This window comes from Desulfobulbaceae bacterium DB1 (assembly GCA_001914235.1).
Taxonomy (GTDB): domain Bacteria; phylum Desulfobacterota; class Desulfobulbia; order Desulfobulbales; family SURF-16; genus DB1.
Genome location: MQUF01000022.1, coordinates 45,403 through 64,239, shown reverse-complemented (window position 1 = coordinate 64,239; position 18,837 = coordinate 45,403). Strand labels below are relative to the sequence as shown.

Annotated in this window: 13 protein-coding genes; all 13 read left to right on the top strand. The window is 58.2% G+C overall.

Annotated elements, in window-relative coordinates; all coding sequences use genetic code 11:
* The first annotated feature begins 87 nt into the window (after window positions 1-87).
* The 13 genes from BM485_16230 (at window position 88) to BM485_16170 (ending at window position 18,812) form a co-directional block, all read left to right on the top strand.
* On the top strand, window positions 88-303 hold the full coding sequence (locus BM485_16230; protein ID OKY73998.1) for a hypothetical protein: 216 nt from the start codon (window positions 88-90) through the stop codon (window positions 301-303).
* A 2-nt stretch (window positions 304-305) separates the two neighbouring features.
* Entirely contained in the window at window positions 306-794 is a 489-nt protein-coding gene (locus tag BM485_16225) for a hypothetical protein (protein ID OKY73997.1), read from the top strand.
* A 15-nt stretch (window positions 795-809) separates the two neighbouring features.
* Complete coding sequence (locus BM485_16220) at window positions 810-1,025, top strand: hypothetical protein (GenBank protein ID OKY73996.1); 216 nt, start codon at window positions 810-812, stop codon at window positions 1,023-1,025.
* Complete coding sequence (locus BM485_16215) at window positions 1,015-1,455, top strand: hypothetical protein (protein OKY73995.1); 441 nt, start codon at window positions 1,015-1,017, stop codon at window positions 1,453-1,455. The genes BM485_16220 and BM485_16215 overlap by 11 nt, the downstream gene beginning before the upstream one ends.
* Window positions 1,456-1,669: 214 nt before the next feature.
* A complete protein-coding gene (locus BM485_16210; GenBank protein ID OKY73994.1) occupies window positions 1,670-6,949 on the top strand; it encodes a DEAD/DEAH box helicase in 5,280 nt (1,759 codons plus the stop codon).
* Between the two features lie 80 nt (window positions 6,950-7,029).
* Window positions 7,030-8,187 (top strand): chromosome segregation protein SMC, encoded by a 1,158-nt coding sequence (locus BM485_16205; GenBank protein OKY73993.1) that lies wholly within the window; start codon window positions 7,030-7,032, stop codon window positions 8,185-8,187.
* Window positions 8,184-8,819 (top strand): hypothetical protein, encoded by a 636-nt coding sequence (locus tag BM485_16200; GenBank protein ID OKY73992.1) that lies wholly within the window; start codon window positions 8,184-8,186, stop codon window positions 8,817-8,819. Before BM485_16205 ends, BM485_16200 begins: the two co-directional genes overlap by 4 nt.
* Complete coding sequence (locus BM485_16195) at window positions 8,816-11,617, top strand: helicase SNF2 (protein ID OKY73991.1); 2,802 nt, start codon at window positions 8,816-8,818, stop codon at window positions 11,615-11,617. Before BM485_16200 ends, BM485_16195 begins: the two co-directional genes overlap by 4 nt.
* Before the next feature lie 51 nt (window positions 11,618-11,668).
* A complete protein-coding gene (locus BM485_16190) occupies window positions 11,669-11,878 on the top strand; it encodes a hypothetical protein (protein OKY73990.1) in 210 nt (69 codons plus the stop codon).
* A 1-nt stretch (window position 11,879) separates the two neighbouring features.
* Window positions 11,880-16,265 carry a restriction endonuclease gene (locus BM485_16185; GenBank protein ID OKY73989.1) on the top strand — a complete coding sequence of 1,462 codons (4,386 nt, stop codon included), beginning with the start codon at window positions 11,880-11,882 and terminating at the stop codon, window positions 16,263-16,265.
* Window positions 16,250-17,554 carry a hypothetical protein gene (locus tag BM485_16180; GenBank protein ID OKY73988.1) on the top strand — a complete coding sequence of 435 codons (1,305 nt, stop codon included), beginning with the start codon at window positions 16,250-16,252 and terminating at the stop codon, window positions 17,552-17,554. The genes BM485_16185 and BM485_16180 overlap by 16 nt, the downstream gene beginning before the upstream one ends.
* Window positions 17,551-18,078 (top strand): hypothetical protein, encoded by a 528-nt coding sequence (locus BM485_16175; GenBank protein OKY73987.1) that lies wholly within the window; start codon window positions 17,551-17,553, stop codon window positions 18,076-18,078. The genes BM485_16180 and BM485_16175 overlap by 4 nt, the downstream gene beginning before the upstream one ends.
* Window positions 18,075-18,812, top strand: a complete 738-nt coding sequence (locus BM485_16170) for a DNA ligase (protein ID OKY73986.1) — start codon at window positions 18,075-18,077, stop codon at window positions 18,810-18,812. Before BM485_16175 ends, BM485_16170 begins: the two co-directional genes overlap by 4 nt.
* Window positions 18,813-18,837 lie beyond the last annotated feature (25 nt).

Below are 18,837 nucleotides of genomic sequence, written 5' to 3'. Positions count from 1 at the left end.
ATAATAAACTCAAAAAGGAACCACTGGCCCTATCAACAGGAATAACCAATAATAGCGATGAAGGCTCCTGGTAACTGGGTATAACACATGCAAGAAAATGAAACAGTTGAATTTAAGAAAAGCCTTTCTCAGCTCAAGGCCGGCCTTGTTTCAATCGCTGCCATTCTGAATAAACATGGCGCCGGTGAACTGTGGTTCGGTATGAGCAATGACGGCAAGGCCGTGGGGCTGGAGGCGAACGAAAAAACCCTGCGGGACCTCTCCCAGTCAATAGCTGCCCACATCGAACCCAGAATTCCATAACAATGGACGATCTGCGTAAGGGAAATATTTCTCAACGTCGTAATCCACTGATTGCTGATTTGTTTCGTCGGATTGAAATGGTAGAGGCATGGGGACGCGGCATGCCGTTGATCATTAAAAACGCACCCGATGTCGTTTTTCGAGAAGTTGGCCGCCTCTTTATCGTTTCCTTTAATCGACCATCGTTTTCGACGGAGCTGACGGGTGAAGAGGACCACCAGAGCAAACCGACAGCTTTGGATAGGACTACCCAGGAAAAATTGCCCATCGGAGAAAAGGTCGGAGAAAGGGTCGGAGAAAAACTGACTTTGAATCAAGAAGCGATAGTCCGGGAGATTATCAAAGATCCCCGTATATCAGCTAGAGCACTGGCTGCAATCGTGGGCATTTCCAGCCGCAAAGTGGAAGAAAACATTAAAAAGCTCAAGGAGCAAGGCCGTCTCATTCGTATCGGGCCGGCCAAAGGCGGCCATTGGAAGGTAGTGGGATAATTTACCACAGCAGAAATGTTGGCTGACGGATATGAAATTCCGCCGGAAGTGATCTCCGAGGCGATTGTCAATGCCATCGCCCACCGCGATTACACCAGCACCGCCAGCGTGCAGGTGATGTTGTTTGCGGACCGGCTTGAGGTATGGAATCCGGGCACACTCACCTCTGCCCTGACTCTCCAGACCCTGCGCGAACCGCACGGCTCCTATCCCGGTTCCTTTGATTGCTGAGCCCCTCTACCTGACCAGATATATCGAACGAATGGGCACCGGCATCCATGACATGATCGAGCGCTGCCGCGAGGCAGGTCTGGCGGAACCGGAATTTAAGCTGACTGACGGCTTCGTCTCCGTGATTCGCCGGAAACCGGGGAAGGCTTTTGAGGCTGTCGGCGGGAAGATCACCCCGGAAGTCGGCACCAAGTTGGCACTAAGTCGGCACCAGTTCCAAATACTCCATAACTGCCTGGAAGAACGGGCGATTGGCGACTTGATGGAAATTGAAGGGCGCTCTGACCGCACCAAGTTCAGGAATCAGGTACTCAGGCCTTTGCTTGATGCCGGATTAATCGAAATGACCATTCCGGATAAACCAACAAGCAGTAAGCAAAAATACCGGCTGACGGAAAAGGGGAAACAGATTTTGAATCAGGATATTTAAATGAGGTATCCTGCAACTGACTTTGGTTTTGGAGCCATGTATGTGGGTGATTGACATCAGACACTGGCTGAACGAGCAGCAGGACGGACCGGCGGTGCCGCAGCTGCGGCTGAAGGCGAAAAAACTTGCGGAAATCATATACGGGACAGGCCAGAAACGAATGATCCCTTGGGCAATCTTCTGAATTTTTTTTAGTGTTGAATACGGTGAGGCAATGCAAAATGTTTTCAAGTTTCGAGATAGGCTGATTGAAGAATACAGCACCTTTTCGCGCAGTTTCACGCGCATTGCGGCTCAGGATTTGTTTGAAGAAGTTGAAAAACAATACAACGCCGGCCGCTATTGGCCGGAGCCGTTAATTCAAATCAACCCCAATTATCAGCGTAAGGAATCAGTCCAGACCCTTGTTGAGCAAGGCCTGCTTCATCCAGCCTGTGCAGGGATTTTCCAGATCGGTAAATCGGAAGATCACCCGAGCCCCCTCAACCTGTATACGCATCAGCTTGAAGCAATTGCCAAGGCGCAAGACGAAAAGAGCTATGTTGTCACAACCGGCACCGGCTCCGGTAAATCACTGGCCTTTTTCATTCCGATTATTGATCGTATCCTCAAGGCCAGAAAAGATGATGCCGCTCGCCGTACCCGCGCCATTGTCATCTATCCCATGAACGCCTTGGCCAACAGTCAGCTGGAGGAACTGAACAAATTTCTCCATGGCTATGCGGAGGAGAACAAACCATTTACCGTCGCACGTTACACCGGCCAAGAAAGACAGACGATTCGCCAGCAGATTGCCGAAAACCCACCGGACATCCTACTGACCAACTTCATGATGCTGGAGCTTATCCTGACCCGCTATGAAGCGATTGATCGCCAAGTGGTTGAACATTGCCGCGGGCTTGAATTCCTGGTACTGGATGAGCTGCACACCTATCGAGGAAGGCAGGGGGCTGATGTTGCCATGCTGGTGCGCCGTCTCCGCCAACGTCTGGATGCGCGGAAACTTATCTGCATAGGCACCTCGGCAACCATGTCGAGCACCGGAACCGGGGAAGACCAGCAGAAAACCGTGGCGGAGGTGGCCAGCAAGCTTTTCGGCACCACAATCACCTCCCATGATGTCATCGGCGAGACTCTCGAACGCGTGACGGACCCAAGCCTTGATATTGTTAGCATCAAACCCATTCTTGCAGACAGAATACGGGGCGGTTCATTTGACTGGGCGGATTTTGAGTCTTTTCGGCACGATCCCCTGGCGGTCTGGGTGGAACTGAATCTGGGAATCGACATGTCGGACCTCTCAAGGCCCAATCGCGCCAAGCCGCTGACCGTTTCGGAAGCGTCACAACGGTTGGCTGACCAGGCCGGCATTGAGAAAGACGAAGCCCGACAGGCATTGCAGAATTTTCTCGTCGCCGCCCTTGATCTGCGATCCCCCCAGGGGCATCCCCCTTTCGCCTTCAAGCTGCACCAGTTTATCAGCGGTCCCGGCAAAGTATATACGACCTTGGAGCCCGAAGGTCTTCGCCCTGTGACACTGGATGCTCAACGCTTTGCCCCTGGCCGCCAGCAAGAGCATATTCTGCTCTTCGCAGCCCATTTCTGCCGTGAGTGCGGCCAGGAGTACCATCCTGTCTGGCGGCAGGATGGAGCCTCATGCCGCTATTCTTCCCGGGAAATCGATGACATTGCCAGCGATGATGATGCCAAAGGCTTCGGCTTTCTCGCCCCTTATCGCGATGGCCAGCAATACCGGGGCATTTTTGAAGACCTTCCGGAGCATTGGCTGGATATCACAGGCGCCTCACCCAAGGTTAAACCCAATTACAGGGCTGCGGTTCCCTGTGAGGTAAGGGTCGATGCCGGGGGAGATGAAGGGCAGGGGAATAGATTCTGGTTTATCCCCGGCAAGTTCCGTTTTTGTCTCAACTGCGGATACGTGCATGAATCCTATGGCCGGGATGTCAACCGGTTGTCGAGCCTTTCCGGCGAGGGTAGATCCTCGGCTACCACCATGCTCACCTTGAGCGCCTTGCGACAGCTCTTCGCGGCCCAGGATTTACCGCCCGATCTTCCTGATCCCCGCAAGCTTCTGGGCTTCACCGATAACCGCCAGGATGCGGCACTGCAGGCCGGGCATTTCAACGATTTTGTCTTTCTGTTGACTCTGCGCGCAGGGCTGGTGGGCGCCCTGCAACAAAACAGCGGTGAGCTTACCGAAGAGAATCTTTCTGATGCGGTATTCAAGGCACTCGGCTTTGACCGTGACGAAGAAGGAGTACTGGCAGAGTACCTCAAGAGCCCGCAACTGGTTGGTCTTGCCCGGCAGGAGGCCCAGCGGGCCCTGCGCTATATCCTGGGCTACCGGCTGGTTCGAGACCTGCGCAAGGGGTGGCGATACAATAACCCTAATCTTGATCAGCTCAAACTTTTGCATATCGACTACCAGGGGCTTGAGGATTTCTGCGCCAATGAATCCCTGTTTGCCAAAAGCCATTCCGTGCTGCAACGCCTGCAGCCGGATGCCCGTCAGGCGCTTGCCCGCTTTGTATTCGCCGAACTGCGCCGCAACCTCTGTCTGGAGTCCCGCTATCTCGATCCCAATGATCAGGATAAGGCCCGGAACAGCGCCTACAGTTATTTAAATGAACGTTGGTCGTTTGCCCAGGACGAACGCTTGTCCACTTCAAAATATCTCATATTCGGTAAGCGGCCGGAATTCCGTGGCAAAGTTCGGGAAGACCTGGTCAGCGGCGGGCCGCGTTCCCGCCTGGTGCGACTGCTCAAACAGGCGTCGTTCTGGGGAAAAACAGAATTTGCCGGACAGGTGAACGGCTGGAAGGGGCAGGAATTCGCCACAATTCTCATTGACTTTCTGTCAGCAGCTCAACGGTACGGATATATGCAGTCGGCCAGTGTCGGGCAGGACCTCATCGGCTGGAGGTTGAAATCATCGGCTCTCTTGTGGCGGCTGGTGAGTGAACTCCCTCCCGGGGATGAAAATCGGTCCAATGCCTTCTTCCGGCAGCTGTATCTTGCCGTTGCCAAGGTGCTGGCCCTGCCGAATCATCCGCTTTTCGAATTCGAGGCCCATGAACATACCGCCCAGGTGGAGGCCGGCAAACGGATTTTTCTTGAAACCCGTTTCCGCTACACCCGACAGGACAGAGAGGAGTGGGCTGCCGACCCCGGCCATGATGCCCCGCTCCAGCGCCTGCCGGTCCTGTTCTGTTCCCCGACCATGGAACTTGGGGTGGATATCTCCGCCCTGAATACCGTCTATCTCCGCAACGTCCCACCGACACCGGCCAATTATGCCCAGCGCAGCGGCCGCGCCGGTCGGTCCGGGCAACCAGCCCTGGTGATCACCTACTGTGCGGCGCAGAGCCCGCACGACCAGTGGTTCTTCCGCCATGCCCCCCATATGGTGCATGGCGTGGTCAAACCGCCTACTCTTGACCTTGCCAACCGTGATCTCGTGGAAAGCCATCTGCACGCAGTGTGGCTTGCCAATGTGGAACATCAGCTCGACACCAGCATTGCCCCGCTGCTCGATCTGGAAAAGGACGAAAAACCCATCAGGGACGAACTGCGCGCCTGTTTCGCCGATCCCGCGGTGCAGACTAGGGGGCTTGCCCATGCCCGGCAGGTTATCGCCGAAGTCGAAAACGAATTAAGCCCTGAAGCAGCTCCCTGGTTCAATGAACGCTATGTCGAGCAGGTCATTTCCCAGGCGGCTGACACCTTCAATCGCGCTCTGGACCGCTGGCGTAATCTCTTTGATGCCACCCGCAAACAGATGGACCTGGCCGACGCTGTGGTCAAGAGCCACGCGGTCAAGCATGGCGAGCGTGAAAACGCCCGACGCCGCTATGGCGATGCAGCACGGCAATATGCTATGCTGCTGAAGTCCGGCAATACCCAGAATTCTGATTTTTACACTTACCGCTATCTTGCCAGCCAGGGATTTCTCCCCGGTTACAACTTCCCGCGCCTGCCGCTCATGGCCTGGATCCCCGGCCGGGGTGGCTCAAGTTCCGGCAAGGAGGACGAAGGCAACATGGTCAGCCGTCCACGCTTCCTGGCTTTGTCCGAGTTCGGTCCCCGCAGCCTCATCTACCACGAAGGCCGGACCTACCGGGTCATTCGCGCCAAACTTAATGTCAGCGCCGCCGACCATGTGACCGCCGACACCACCCTGGCCACGGTTTCCGCCCGCATCTGCGCTCATTGCGGCCATGGCCACATGGGTGAGGAGAGTTCCCCTGATCCTCTCAATAATGTCTGCGATAACTGCGGCACGCCGCTCACCGATCAGGGCAGGATAAACAGTCTCTACCGCATTGAGACCGTGGAGACAATTCCGGTGGAACGCATTTCCGTCAATGACGAAGAACGCCAGCGCCAGGGCTTTGAGTTGCAGACCGCCTATCGCTTTCTCCCTGGCCCGGACGGCTTGATCCAGAAGACCGAGGCCACGGTACTGCTGGGTGATGAGCAAATCGCCACTCTTACCTATGCGCCAGCCGCCCGTATCTGGCGTATTAACCGGGGCTGGCGCCGGCGCCGCGACAAAAATCAGCTCGGCTTTTATATCAACCCGATCTCCGGAGTATGGAGTAAACAGGAAAACCCGGAAGAGGAACAGAGCGGGGAAGGCCTGGAAGACACCATGTTGAACAAGGTTTCGCCCCAGCGCATTGTGCCTTTTGTGGAAGACCATCGGAATATTCTCATCCTGACCCCATCCCGGCCACTTGATGCCAATGCCATGGCCACCCTGCAGGCTGCGCTGAAACGTGGCATCGAGCAGAGCTTCCAGATAGAGGAATCGGAAATGATGGCCGAGGCCCTGCCCGATGCGGATAACCGCAGGGCAATTCTTTTTTATGAGGCAGCCGAGGGGGGCGCCGGGGTCTTGACCCGTTTGGCCGGGGAAACAAGGCAGCTTGCCGAAGTGGCGAAGAACGCTCTCCGGCTCATGCATTTTAATGTACCGGATGGAGGCTTTTCCATCGACATCCTGCCGGACGCGGAAGAACGCCCTGACGGCGGCCGCATCTGCGAGGCGGGTTGCTACCAGTGCCTGCTTTCCTATTTCAATCAGCCGGACCATGAAAAAATCAACCGGCAGGAACCGGAGGCCCTGAAACTGCTGGTCGCCCTGGCCAATGCCAGCGTCAGACCCGCGGGGTCAAAACCTGAACCTGCCCCAACTACGCCCAACGACGAGCTTGCTTCCTGGCTCGCGGCCCTGGATGATCTGCGGTTGCGGCGACCGGACGACTTGCATGTTCAGCTCAACAACGGCCAGGGTGTGGCGGACGCCCAGTATAAGGCCGTTCGTGCCCTGATTTTTTTGCATGAGCCGGACCCTGCCTTGCTCGCCTATGCACTGGACCGTGGCTGGCGCGTCCTCCATTTCCCTCCAGGCGCCGAGACGTGGCCCGCCCTGTTTGCCGAATATCCCGATATTTTCGGACAAGGCGAATAACTGGCGGATGATGAAGGGAAAATATGTTAAAGTCAGTCGTGATATTTAACGAGAGACACCCCAATTGATGGAGACGGCAAATGTACATTACCTGTCTGAAGTTGAAAAACTGGCGCAATTTTCGGGAAGCGGAAGCCCGTTTCGCCAACAATTCCTATATCATTGGCCCGAACGCTTCCGGCAAATCGAATCTGCTCGATGTATTTCGTTTTCTGCGCGATATCTGCAAGCCGGAGGGTGGCGGCCTGCAGAAGGCAGTGAAAGATCGGGGGAAAATTTCCAAACTGCGTTGCCTGCATGCCCGACGCGATCCCGAGGTGAGAATTGAAGTGCATTTTTCTGATCGGGTGGATGAGCCATCGCTCTTGTGGCGGTACGTGCTCGGGTTCAGGCCTGAAGGTACCGGAGCCCATCGGTTATTGGTTTCCATTGAAGAGGTATGGCATGGTAATGAGCGCATTCTATCCCGTCCTGACCCCGAGGACAAAAAAGACGGGCAGTTACTCACCGAAACACATTTGGAGCAAACGCGGGCGAATGGTCTCTTTCGAGAGATTGCCGATTACTTCAGCGGCGTTACTTACCTCCACCTGATTCCTCAGTTGCTTAAATTCGACGACAAGATCGGGGGAAATCGGCTTGAAGATGACCCCTTTGGGCAGGGTTTTTTGGAACGGATAGCCAAGTGCCCGGAAAAAACCCGCGACAAACGTCTGGAAAAGATCAGTAAAGCGCTGTCCGCCGCTGTGCCGCAATTCAAGGAATTACGCTTCAAGCCGGATGCCGTAACAGGCAGACCCCATCTTGAGGCCCTTTATGAACATCACCGCCCCAATGCCGGTTGGCAACGGGAAGATCAATTCTCCGACGGCACCTTACGGCTGCTTGGCATCCTGTGGTCTCTGCTGGAAGGCAATTCCCTGCTGCTCATCGAGGAACCGGAACTGTCGCTGCATCAGGCCGTCGTTGAACAGATACCGCTTTTGATCCAAACCATCCAGCGGGCATCCAAACAACGCCGTCAGATCATCATCAGTACGCATAGCCAGGCCATGCTTGATAACCCGGGGATTGACGCCCGTGGGGTTGTGGTGCTGGAACCGAGCCACGAGGGGACCCAGGTCCGCCGGGTTTCCGAGGCGGAGCAACAAGGTCTTGACGCAGGGTTGTCGGTCGCGGATGTGGTGTTGCCTCAAACACGTCCGAAAAAAGCCGTGCAGTTGGGCTTGTGGGGATGACCGGAATCTATATCGCCACCGAGGATGCCTTGAGCGAAGCAGTGGCTGATCGGCTTGTTGCGGAAACCAATCAGGGGCTGTGTGTCGCGGTACGGCTTGGCCGCAGAGGCAACAGCTATCTCAGGAAAAAGTTGCCTGAACTGGTCAGAACGGCGAAGGCTATTCCCGTGCTGTTGCTGACGGATCTGGATCGTATTGATTGCCCACCAACGCTGCTCGCCAATTGGCGCGGCGAGCAGATCATGCCGTCCGGCATGTTGTTCCGGGTGGCCGTGCGGGAGATTGAAGCCTGGCTGCTTGCCGACAGGGAAGGGTTTGCCGAATTTTGCGGGGCTCCTCTTGACAAGCTGCCGGAGCGACCGGAATTGCTTGCTGATCCCAAAAAGACGCTGCTTGACCTGGTTCGTCGCTACGGCAAACGGGTGATAAAGGCAGGGATTCTTCCTGAGCGTGGTTCTACCGCCAAGGTAGGTTTTATGTATAATCAGACTTTGGCCGGTTTCGTCTCGGATTCATGGTCTGTCGTCAGGGCTGCCCGCAATGCCGACAGCCTCGGTCGGACATGCCGCCGTCTTGATGAATTGGGCAAACGCTGCAATGAACAGGGGAGTATGAAAAAGGAAATACCATGAACAGCCTTGCCTTTGATTTTGCCCCCGGCGCGCTCATCCGTGCCCGTGGCCGGGAATGGGTGGTTCAGCCCCGGTCGGACGCCAATGTCCTGCGTCTGCGCCCCTTAGGCGGATCCGACGAAGACATGGTTACCCTGCTGCCGGAACTTGAACTCACCCCTCCAGAGCCCGCCACCTTTCCCTGGCCCGATCCAGCCCGGCCCGGCGCCCATGACGCCGCCATTCTTCTGCGCGACGCCCTGCAGCTTAAACTGCGTGCCGGTGCCGGGCCGTTCCGGTCGTTTGGCAACATTGCCGTCGAGCCCCGCGCCTACCAGCTGGTGCCGCTTTTAATGGCCCTGCGCCTGCCCACGGTGCGGCTCCTCATCGCCGATGATGTCGGCATCGGCAAGACCATTGAGGCGGGCTTGATTGTCCGCGAACTGCTTGACCGGGGCGAGATCGCTCGTCTCGCCGTGCTCTGCCCCCCGCACCTGGTGGAACAGTGGCAGCAGGAATTGCAGACCCATTTCCATCTCAAGGCCGTGGCATTGACCTCGGCCAGCGTTGCCCGTCTGGAGAAAAGCCTACCTCACGGCATCTCCCTGTTCGATCATCACCCCTTTGTCGTGGTCAGCCTCGATTACATCAAAAGCGAACGGCATCGGGAGCATTTTCTCGCTATCGCCCCGGAGTTCATCATTGTTGACGAAGCTCATACCTGCGCCACTGGCGGCCAGGGTAAACAACTGCGCTTTGAGCTCCTGCAGAGGCTGGCAGCCGATGAGGCCCGCCACCTGCTCATGCTCACCGCCACACCCCATTCCGGTGACGACACCGCCTTTCATAATCTGCTGTCGCTGCTCAAACCCGAGTTCTCCTCCCTGCAGGGAGTTGGCCCCGAGGCCAGAAAACCATTGCGCGAGGAACTGGCCCGTCACTTTGTCCAGCGGCGGCGCAAGGACATCGAGGAGTGGCAGGACGCAAATATCTTTCCCCGTCGTCTGACCGCTGAGGTCACCTATACCTTGACTGGCCGCTGGGGCAGATTTTTTGATGATGTTCAGGACTATTGTCTCGATCTCGCCAACCGCACCGAAAGACAAAGCGGCCAGGCGGCGCGCCTCATCTGGTACGCGACCCTTGCCTTGCTCCGCTGCGTGTCATCTTCGCCCCAGGCGGCGGTCAAGGCTCTATCCACCCGGCTTACCGGCACCATGGAGGAGATGGAGGCTCTGGCTGATGACGAACGGTTGCACGATGGGCATGGCGACGACCTCTCCGGTAGTGACCTTGAACCAGCCGCCGCCCTGGACGATGCCACTCGCCTCCAGGTCTTGATTGATCAGGCAACAGCACTTTCGGGCAGCCGAGATGATCCGAAACTCGCCGCCCTGATCCGCCACCTGGAACCCCTGATTGCCGCTGGCTTCCGGCCTGTGGTCTTCTGCCGTTATATCGCCACGGCCCATTATGTGGCCAACCACCTGCGCCACCACTTCCGCGAGGCCGCGCTCGATGCCATCACCGGTGAATACACCCCGGAGCAGCGGGATCACCGCATCGCCGAACTGGGCGAGAACGAGCACCCCATCCTGGTGGCCACCGATTGCCTCTCCGAGGGCATTAATCTCCAGCAGCACTTTAATGCCGTGGTGCACTATGATCTGGCCTGGAACCCCACCCGCCACGAGCAGCGGGAAGGCCGGGTGGACCGTTTCGGCCAGAAGGCGCGGGAGGTGCGCTGCGCCATGCTCTACGGCCAGGACAACCCGGTGGACGGCTTCATCCTGAATGTCATTCTCAGAAAAGCCGAGGCCATCCGCCTGGAACTGGGGGTCCTGGTCCCCATGCCCGAAGATGAACAACGCATCAACCAGGCCCTGATCAAGGCTTCATTGATGAAGCGCCAGCAGCGCCAGAGTCCGCAGCTGAGTTTGCTCGATTTTGTTGAACCGGCCAAGATCATGGAGCCGGTGGAGACCATGTGGCAGGACGCCATGGAAAAGGCCAAGGCCAACCGCACCGTCTTTGCCCAGCGTCGGCTGAAGCCGGAAGATGTCTTGCCGGAGTGGCGACGGCAGCGCGCAGTCCTTGGCAGCCAGGAGGATGTGGCCCGCTTTGTGAAAAACGCCTGCGCCCGCTTGAACGCCCCGCTCGAACCCTATCGAAAGACGGGCTTTCGCATCCTGCCCCAGCATCTGCCGCAAGCCATCAGGGAACGGTTGGCCCAGGAGGCGCATATCGATAAACCCCTGGCCATTGATTTTCAGTATCCGCCGTTGCCCGCCGCCCAGTTCGTCCATCGCAGCCACCCCTTGGTTGCCATGCTGGCCGATACCCTGCTGGAAGGAGCGCTTGCTGACGAACGACCCTTGGCCGCCAGGGCCGCCGCCACGGTCACCTGCGATGTCAAGATCGTTACGACCATTTATCTGCTCCGCTTTCGGCACCAGCTCACTTACAGCCGTAAAGGGGAGACCCGCACCCTGATGGCCGAGGAGACGGCGGCCATTGCCGTGCGCGGCAGGAGCAATCCGCAATGGATCGAGGCTGCCGAAGTCGCCTCCCTGCTCAATGTCACCCCCACCGCCAATTTAAGCCCTGAGCTGGCCAGCCGGGAGATCAACGTCGCACTCGAGTTTCTACGGGACAATCAAACCAGGTTGGAGGCCTTGGCCCTGGAGCGGGCCAATGCCCTGCTCGCCGATCATCGCCGGGTGCGCGAGGCGGCCCGTGATCTGGGCAGCTACTCGGTGCGACCCTGCCTGCCGGTGGACGTGATGGGGGTTTCCGTGTTGCTGCCGGATGGGTTATGAAGATGTGAATAGGGAAGATGAGGCAGGGGAAATATTATGAAGGAGAGAATAATGCCGGGAACTGAGGGAGTGCGGGCAAGCTGCGGTTACTGCGGCGCCACCGTCGGTGCGATCAGCGGCAGGACAGAGGAAGAAGTGCATGCTGTATATGACTGCGCGAAATGCGATACCTACTACTGTGACCAATGCAGCTACTTCAGCAAAGACGACCAAGTCCAGCGCTGCCTGCGTTGCGAGAGCGCCTTGGAAAAAATAATCTGACATGGCCAGAAAGATCCACGACACCCTGCCGTTTGACACCATGCTCCTCGAAGGGGCTCTCTTTGTCCCCGACCTCCTGGAGAAATGCGTCCGTGGTGAGCACACAGGGCAGCGGGAGAGCGACTACCATACCCCGAAAGGCCTGAAGCTCCATGATGAATACGGCCGGGCCTTCCAGATCGCCCTGGCTCAGTGGCAGGCCTTTGCTCCGGCCCTGAGCCGCCAGGATATTGACCAGGCTGCTGCCACCCGGACCTTTGCCTTTGAGTTTCTGCGCGACGCCCTGGGATATGCCGACCTGCACGAAGCCGGCGTCATTGAGATCAGTGGACGTGGCTACCCCGTCACCTTGTTGGCCTGCGGTCAGGTGCCGGTGGTGGTTGCTCCCTGCACCCTGTCGCTCGACGACCCTGATTCCCGTTTCGCCGTGGCAGGCTCCGGCAGCCGAAGAAAGAGCGCTTTTCGCCTTGCCCAGGAGTTCCTGAACGCCAGTGTCGAAAGCACCTGGGCCTTGGTGACCAACGGCCGCGAGCTTCGCCTGCTGCGTGATGCGGCAACCCTGACCCGGCCGAGTTTTCTGGAGTTTGACCTCGCCACCATCCTCGGCGCTGCCCGCTATCCGGACTTTGCCGCCCTTTGGCGTATCCTGCACAGCAGCCGGGTCGGAGAACCAGGCAGGCCAGGCTATAGCTGCATCTGGGAGGCCTGGCGGGAGGAGGGCAGGGGGCAGGGCACCAGGGTCCGCGAGGGACTGCGCCATGGTGTTACCCAGGCTCTCATCGCCTTGGGGGAAGGCTTTATCTCTCATCCGGCCAATGATTCCTTGCGCCGCGCCCTGGACGAGGGTGCCCTCTCCACAGACAGTTATTTCCAGGAGTTGCTGCGCCTGGTCTACCGTTGCCTCTTTCTGTTTACCCTGGAGGAGCGCGAATTGCTCCACCCAGGGGGCGACCGACCGGATGGAGGGAGTGTCGCGGGTGCCAGGGATGGCACAGGAGCGACCGACCGACCGACCGGCCGGCCCGAGGCCCACACCGCCCGCACCCTGTACGCCGAGGGCTATGCCGTGAGAAGGCTGCGGAATCGCGCCTTGCGCCGCACCGGCTTCGATGGTCACGACGACCTCTGGCAGGGGTTGCGCATCGTCTTCCGCAGTCTCTATCACGGCGAGCCGCGCCTGGCCCTGCCGGCCCTGGGCGGGCTCTTCGCCCCGGAGCAATGCCCGATGCTCGACCAGGGAATGCTTACTAACCGGGCGCTGCTCACCGCCATGTATCACCTGCGCTGGGCCACGATCGATGGGGCATTGTCGCCGGTGGATTACCGCAACATGGGGCCGGAAGAGCTGGGTTCGGTGTACGAAAGCCTGTTGGAACTGGTGCCCAGTGTCGATCTCGCCAGTCGGGGTTTCGGCTTTGTCGGTCTCACCGAGGAGGGGAATACCTTTGGCAATGACCGCAAAAAATCCGGCAGCTACTACACGCCGGATAGCCTGGTGCAGGAGCTGATCAAATCCGCCCTCGATCCGGTGATCGAGGCGCGGCTCGCGGCCCGGCCCGACAACCCCACCGAGGCGCTGCTCGCCATCAGTGTCATTGATCCGGCCTGCGGCTCCGGCCATTTTTTACTCGCCGCGGCCCGCCGCCTGGCTGAAAAACTGACGGAGTTCCGGGCCGTGGATGGCGCGGTAAAATCCGAGGATTTCCGTCATGCCCTGCGCGAGGTAATCGCGCATTGCATTTACGGGGTGGACAAGAACCCCATGGCACTCGAATTGGCCCGCACCGCCCTCTGGCTGGAGGGCTATGAGCCGGGCCGGCCCCTGTCGTTTCTCGATCATCATCTGGTCTGCGGGGATGCGCTGCTCGGATTGACTGATGTAAAGCAGCTTGCCGCCGGCATTGCCGATGCCGCTTTCAAGCCGCTCTCCGGGGACGACAAGGCGCTGTGCAGGACCTTGGCTCAAGCAAATCGGACCGGCCGCAGGTTGCTCGAAAAACGGCAGCGGGGGGTGTCGGGCCTTTTTGCGGAGCAGGGAGGTGAAGACATCCTCAGGCAACTCACAGCCCTGGAAAACATGCCGGACGGCATCCCGGCGGAAGTTGAGGCCAAAAAAGCTGCCTACGGCGCTTTTATGCAACAGGCCCGGGACAGCCGCCTGGCCCATGCCGCGGATCTGCTCATCGGGGCCTTTCTTGCCCCCAAAAATGATGAACAGGCCCTGGCCACGACACCCACCAATGAGAATCTGCTGGTCGAACTCTTCGGCGGCCAGGGCGACCCGGCGCATGAAATCCGTCTGGCAATGGCCCGGCAGCTCTGCTCCGAGGCCAGGGTGCTGCACTGGCCGCTCGCCTTTGCCCACCTTGCCCAGGGCGGTTTTGACTGCGTGCTGGCCAATCCTCCCTGGGAACGGATTAAACTGCAGGAGGAGGAGTTTTTCGCCACCCGCCATCCGGAGGTGGCGAAAGCCAAAAACAAGGCCGAACGCGGCCAGCGTATCCAGTGGCTCAGCCAGGGAATGCTCAATTATCACCTTTATCCCGAGCTCAGCCGTGACGACAAGGAGTGTGAGGCTGAACAGAGACTCTTCGCCGCCTTCATTCGCGCCCGCCGCACCGCCGAGGCCGCCAGCATTTACGCCCATCTGAAAGGTGACGAGGGAGGCCGCTTCCCGCTCACCGGGGTGGGTGATGTCAACACCTATGCCCTTTTTGCCGAGACCATCAGTCAAATTTCGGCCAGGGACGGGCGGGCCGGCTTTATCGTGCCCACCGGCATCGCCACCGACGACTCCACCAAGGCCTATTTCGCGCACATCGCCCAAATTAGCCGCCTGGTCAGCCTTTTTGATTTCGAGAACCGGGAAGGATTGTTCCCGGCCGTGGACAGCCGGATGAAATTCTGCCTGCTCACCCTTGGCGACAGCGCCAAGGCCCGCTTTAGTTTCTTTCTCACCGCCACGGCGCAACTGGCGGATGAGCGGCGCGGCTTTACCCTGAGCCCGGAGGATTTCCGCCGCATCAACCCCAACACCCGCACCTGCCCGGTGTTCCGCAGCCGGATGGACGCGGAGCTCACCCGCAAGATCTACAATGGGGTGCCGGTGCTGATCCGTGAGGCCGGCGACGACGGGCCGGAGGAGAACCCATGGGGAATCAGTTTCATGCGCATGCTGGATATGTCCAATGACAGCCATCTGTTCGCGGACCACGATGGCGACCGGCACTTGCCCCTGTACGAGGCCAAGATGATCCACCAGTTCGACCACCGCTGGGCCAGTTATCAACTCCCCTCGCCCTCAGGGAGAGGGGCCGGGGGTGAGGGCCTGTCGGCCGGCGATGTGGCCCTTGTCGATAAAGAAAATCCCGCCTTCATGGTGCAGCCCCGCTACTGGGTGGAGAAACGCCAGGTGCTGGCCCGCCTGGCCAACGTGCCGCACGCCATGGCCCAGGCCTATGCCGACGATGACGGGGAAAAGCTGCTGGCCGCCCTGGCCAACTGGCTGGTGGCCTGCCACCGGGAGATCGTGACGCTGACCACCGCCGCCCGGTTGCACGAGAACCTGCTCGCCCTGGCCGGCCCGCTCTTTGCCGCCCTGCCCCAGAACCCCAGGGACTGGCTGGACGAACGCACCCAGACCGAGGCCAGGAACCATCCTGCCCTGACCGGCGAAGAACTGCGCGCCCTGCGCCACGGGCAGGACCTCCAGCAGGCCGCCGACACCCTGATGGATGGCCGCAGTCCCCGCTGGCTCATGGGCTGGCGTGATATCTGCCGCGCCACAGACGAACGAACTGTGATCGCCAGCGTGTTGCCGAGGGTAGGGGTGGGGAATAACTTCCCGCTAATGTTGTTTGATCAACCCATTTTAACCAACAACTACGCAGCGCTACTTGGCAATCTCTCAGCGTTGGCGTTTGATTTTGTTGCCAGACATAAAGTTGGCGGCACTCATCTCAATTATTTTATCTATAAGCAGCTTCCCGTCCTCCCACCCGACACTTACACCGAAACAGACCTCGCCTTCATCGTCCCCCGTGTGCTGGAACTGACCTACACCAGCCACGACATGCAGCCCTGGGCCGAGGACCTGGGCTATTCCGGCCCGCCCTTTGCCTTTGAACCCGACCGCCGCGCCCAACTCCGCGCCGAACTTGACGCTTACTACGGCAGGCTTTACAATCTTACCCGCGACGAGCTGCGCTACATCCTTGATCCAGCCGATGTCATGGGTTTGGACTACCCCTCCGAAACCTTCCGGGTCCTCAAAAAAAACGAGGAAAGACAGTTCTGCGAATACCGCACCCGGCGGCTGGTGCTGGCGGCCTGGGATAGCTTGGAGAATCCATTGCAACATAAGGAGAACTCATGTTTACCAGTTTGACACTCAAAAATTTCAAGACATGGCGTGAAACAGGAAAGATAAACTTGGCTCCGGTTACTGTCCTGCTGGGGACCAATTCATCCGGCAAGTCTTCCCTGCTGCAGAGTCTGCTTCTCCTCAAGCAGACTGCCGCCTCGCCGGATCGCAGTATTCATCTGAACCTGGGCGGGGATGAAATCAACGACTACTTCAATTTTGGTCATTTTGACGATGTGTTAACCAAAGGGGCGTCGCCACGCCAGTTCGAAATCGCCTTTACTTTCCGCAGAGGGGGGCTGAGGAGAAGAATAGAACCTTTTTTCCGTGCGGTCTACGGCAAGACAGCAGCAGGTGCCGCTATCATACAGGAAATGGTCATGGGTGGCGGGAAGGGAAAAACGTTTAGTGTCATACGCCGGGAAAAAGGTGCCTACTCACTTTATATCAATGAAGAGGACCACGAGAGTGAGCTTCGCGGCAAGGGCCGTAATTACGCCCCAGAACGTTCGATAGCCTTACCTGTCGAGGCCATCCAACATCTTTCGGCGGACGGGCCACTGGCTGAGGACATCAGTCTCGCCATCCGCCGCGAGTTGGAGAACATCGCCTATCTTGGCCCGTTGCGCCGCAAGCCGGAACGGGACTACGCATGGAACAAGGGACGACCTGGTGACCTTGGCATTGACGGAAGCAGTGTCATTAATGCTATTCTAGCGAGCGCGCTCCTCCGTAACAAAGAGGAAAAGAGCGGGCAGATGATCAGCGATGTGTCGTCCTGGCTGGCCCGCATGGGAGTTGCCGAACGTCTTGAAGTCAAACAACTGGGGCATTCGACACGCTACGAAATCGTGGTCCATCGGGATGGCGTGGCTGCCAATCTGCGTGACGTGGGGATCGGTATTTCGCAAGTTTTGCCGGTGATCGTGCTGGCCTATTTCGTAGAATCCGGCTCGACCATCCTGCTTGAAGAACCGGAAATCCACCTCCATCCGCTAGCCCAATCGGTGCTTGCCGAACTCTTTGTTGAGGTCAGTAAGGAGAGAAGGGTGCAATTCATAGTAGAGACCCATTCCGAGCATCTTTTCCGCCGGCTGCAAACATTGGTGGCCAAAGAACAGTTAGAGCTGAGAGATTGCCGGCTTTACTTTGTCGAGCGCCAGGGCGCGGACGCCGTCCTTAAAAATCTGGAGCTTGATCCGTATGGCCGCGTTAAGGAATGGCCGGCCAATTTCTTTGGAGATGCACTTGGCGAAACCAGTGAACAGACCCGCCTGATGTTCGAACGGCAGAAACGGGAGCGTCAGCAATGAAACCTCGCTATGTCGTGGACACCAATGTCTTGATTGCGGCCAGCGCCGTTGATGCTGATTCTCCTTTAGCAGGAGACGCGACGCCAAAAGACCCGGAGTTGCGCTTAAAGGTATGGGGCTGGCTGGACTCTTTCCGGGCTTCAAGTTCCCATCTGGTTCTTGACGGGCAGGGCGGCATCGAAAAAGAATATCGACACAAGGTTGGTTTTAACGATTTTGGCCGGCAGGTGGTGATCCACAAGTACAGCACCTGCGCCGTTGACATTGTGGATGTTCTGTATGACGAGAACGGCGACGGCGTGCTTGATGAACCGTTGCAGAGTGTAGTTCATGACCGTGCCGACCGGAAGATGGTGGCTGCCGCCCTGGATGCCTTGAACATCCATGGAGAGAGCGCCATCGCTTTTGCCGGTGAGAGCGACTGGCACGGCTGGGAGGGTGATCTTCTGGCTGCGGGGTTGGAATTGGAGCCGATTATTCCTGAATGGTCCCGCGCCAAATATAAGGAAAAGTATGGCAAATGAAAGACTTTTTCCGTTTTCCGCATACCCCCCACCTCATATGGCTGGGCAAGGGAACACCGAGGGACGACAAGGTTCTCGCTCCCGCCGAGGCCGCTGATTTTTTGTCAGCCGAGGTGGTGGTGGAAGAAAAACTCGATGGCGCCAACATGGGCATATCCGTGAGCCCGGAGGGGGAAGTGCGCATACAGAATCGCGGGCAGTATCTGGCCGCCCACCATGCCGGTCAGTTCAAGAAGCTGGATGCCTGGCTTGCACTCCATGCGGATGCGCTGTTTGATGCTTTGGGAGAGGACTTGATTCTGTTCGGCGAGTGGTGCGCCGCCCGCCACAGCCTCGATTATAACAGACTGCCGGACTGGTTTCTGGTGTTTGATGTGTACGACCGCAAGTCTCGGCGTTTCTGGAGTACGGCGCGACGGGATATGCTGGCGAAACATCTTGGCCTGCCAGTGGTGCCGGTGCTTTTACGCGGCACGTTTTCGTTGAGCACATTGAAGGATTTTCTGCTCAAGCAGTCCAGTGCCTTCCGTCCCGGTGTCCTGGAGGGAATTATTGTCCGGCGTGAAGCCGGTGACTGGCTGGAAGCCCGCGCCAAGCTGGTGCGCCCGGATTTTACCCAGGCCATCGGTGAGCATTGGCAGCGACGTGCTATTGAGTGGAACAGGCTGGACAGGGATTGGCCGGTCAATGCTGGCCGAAACTGTTGTCAAGCTGTAAACCGGGAAGGGTCATGAAACGAAGCATACCCCATGCCTTGAA